This is a genomic window from Streptomyces sp. NPDC006283 (assembly GCF_040613325.1).
In the GTDB taxonomy this organism is placed as follows: Bacteria; Actinomycetota; Actinomycetes; order Streptomycetales; family Streptomycetaceae; genus Streptomyces.
This window is the reverse complement of sequence record NZ_JBEXRZ010000430.1, coordinates 1-2,238: the sequence shown is the minus strand read 5'-3', so window position 1 is coordinate 2,238 and position 2,238 is coordinate 1. Positions and strand designations below refer to the sequence as shown.

Annotated in this window: 3 protein-coding genes; 1 reads left to right on the top strand and 2 read right to left on the bottom strand. The window is 67.6% G+C overall.

Annotation, left to right across the window (positions count from 1 at the left end; all coding sequences use genetic code 11):
• Positions 1 to 62: 62 nt before the first annotated feature.
• Entirely contained in the window at positions 63 to 413 is a 351-nt protein-coding gene (locus ABZ070_RS36965) for a hypothetical protein (protein ID WP_356640546.1), read from the bottom strand.
• Between the two features lie 619 nt (positions 414 to 1,032).
• Positions 1,033 to 1,569 carry a dihydrofolate reductase family protein gene (locus ABZ070_RS36960; protein WP_356640544.1) on the bottom strand — a complete coding sequence of 179 codons (537 nt, stop codon included), beginning with the start codon at positions 1,567 to 1,569 and terminating at the stop codon, positions 1,033 to 1,035.
• A 46-nt stretch (positions 1,570 to 1,615) separates the two neighbouring features.
• Between ABZ070_RS36960 and ABZ070_RS36955 the strand changes: the two genes are divergently transcribed.
• Positions 1,616 to 2,083: a hypothetical protein gene (locus ABZ070_RS36955; protein ID WP_356640542.1), complete on the top strand. Its 468-nt coding sequence runs from the start codon at positions 1,616 to 1,618 to the stop codon at positions 2,081 to 2,083.
• Positions 2,084 to 2,238 lie beyond the last annotated feature (155 nt).

Below are 2,238 nucleotides of genomic sequence, written 5' to 3'. Positions count from 1 at the left end.
CTGTCCCCCCGCCCCGCAGCCGCCCCACCAATAAACACATCAACGAGAACACGGTCAAACCGTCACGACAAGAACCGTTGCAGTACTAGGTCGGCGACCGCCTCGCGGTCGCCTTCGAGGGCTTCGCGCTCGTCATCGGTGAGGTTGAGCTGTTCGAGCATTTCGTCGATGCCGTCCTTGACGGCCAGGAGCTGGCCTCGGCTGGAGGTCTTGGGGACGTAGAACGGGCAGCGTGCGCAGGCCAGCCGGTGGGGGCACTTGGCGCAGAAGTCGTAAGAGCAGTAGCCCTCACCCAAGTCGTAGTCCTTCCAGGGCTGCTCGCCGCTGGCGGCAGCGCCCGCGAGGATGGATTCACGGTCGATGAGGACCTGGATGGTGCGGACGTTCCGGGCGAAGTGGGGCCAGAGCGACACGGTTTCGCTCGTGGATCACCTGATGATCCAGCCCGGCCAGGCGGCCGAGGGCCGCCCGTTCTTCTGCAGTCAGAACTGGGCTCTGAGCAGCGGTTTTGGCGCAGTACTGCGCAAGCGGGGCAGGTGCTGGCCGTTCGGTCGCGCTCACCGGACTGCCGCCAGTGCTGCCAGCAGGTTCTGCCTGTCCTGCTGGATCGATGCAACGCGCGGTGCAGCCGAGCGGCAAGCTCCCGGCCGGACAGATCGCGCAGCCCGTCTTCCACCAGGTACTCGTAGAAGGACCGCCCGGCCACCACACGTTGCTGGACGGTCGCGTTCGCCAGTCCCGTCTCCGGATGCAGCGGCGCCTTCGCTGATTGCTGGCGGGGACGGTCGAGCATGTCCCCGATCCAGGCGGCAACCGTGTCCGCACCGGCCAGTACGGGATCTGTGCCTTCAACTGCACAGAACCGCAGGTGGTCCTCGACCGCCCGCCCGTACGCGTCGATCGTGTTGGAAGCCCGACCGATGTTCGCCATGAACTGCAGCCACTGTCGGGCCAGTTGATGTTCAGCGAGAGTGGGGAACTTGCCCCACGGGATGGGCGGCCATGACAGCAGGCTAGTAGTTGCGACCGTGCCTACTTGCGCACGTGGAAGCGCAGCATGGTGACCCCGCCCGACTGGACGTTGCTGAACGGTTCCAGGTCGATCCGGTCGAGGCCCGGCGGCGCGAAGCGGACGCCGTCGCCGAGCAGCACCGGCAGCACGTATACCAGTATCTCGTCGACGAGGCCGCGCTGCAGGCACTGGGCGGCCACGTCGGCGCCGAGGATCTCCAGGTTCTTGTCGCCGGCGGCGTGGCGTGCCGTGGCCACGGCTTCCTCGATGTCGCAGGTGAGGAAGGTGACGTTGGGGTCCGGTTCGTCGGGCGGGCGGTGGGTGAGGACGAACTGCGCCCCGCCGTCGTAGTCGGTGTTCTCGTCGGACATGCGCTTACCGACCTCGTACGTGCCCCGGCCGATGAGCATGGCGCCCGTGGCCGCCATGACCTCCGGGAACGTCGCCGACGTCATGTGCTCGAAGATCCAGTCCATCGTGTGGCCGGGACCGGCGATGAATCCATCGAGGGACATCACCCTGTTCACGACTACTTTGCCGGTGCTCGCATCCGTCATGCGTCTTCTCCAAGCAGGTGGAGGGCCGGGATCGCATCATAGGTCGGTGAGCAACATCTTCTCCGGCGGTAGCCACGACCTGGACCTGTCCAATGGCGCCACCGCGGTGTTCATCGACGTGCTGACACTGGCCGTGTCCGATCTCGCCTCCGAGGACTGGGACTTCCGCTTCGCGGCGCTGCTGACCCTGCAGGACCAGAACGTCATGGGGCGCGGTGCCACCGGGTTCGACCTGGCGGAGTTCGACTGGGTGCGACGGAGCGGGAACGCGCCCGCGCGAAGGACTTCGTGCCGCGTGCCACAGCACTCGCGGCGAGCGGACATCGCTGGAGCAAGCTGGCCTACCACCCGCCTCGCGTGCATGACTACCTGCACCACTTCACGACCATCCCTACACCCCCTGACCGTGGAGCCGTCCCATGCACATAACCCCGTGCCCGCCGACTGGCAGGCCCCGCGCGCGCCTGACCGTCCTCGAGTGGCAGGGCCGCCAGGAACACCCGCTCGAACCTGACCCACATCGCCGAGACGCGGGATGTCCGGATGTTCGTGCCGAAGACAAGAGAAGGGGGGGGGGGGCCGGCCGGTGCTCGGGAGACCCCCCCCCCCGGGGTGGGGCCGGGGGCGGGGGGGGGGGGGGCCCGGCCCCCCCCCGCACCTACGTATATC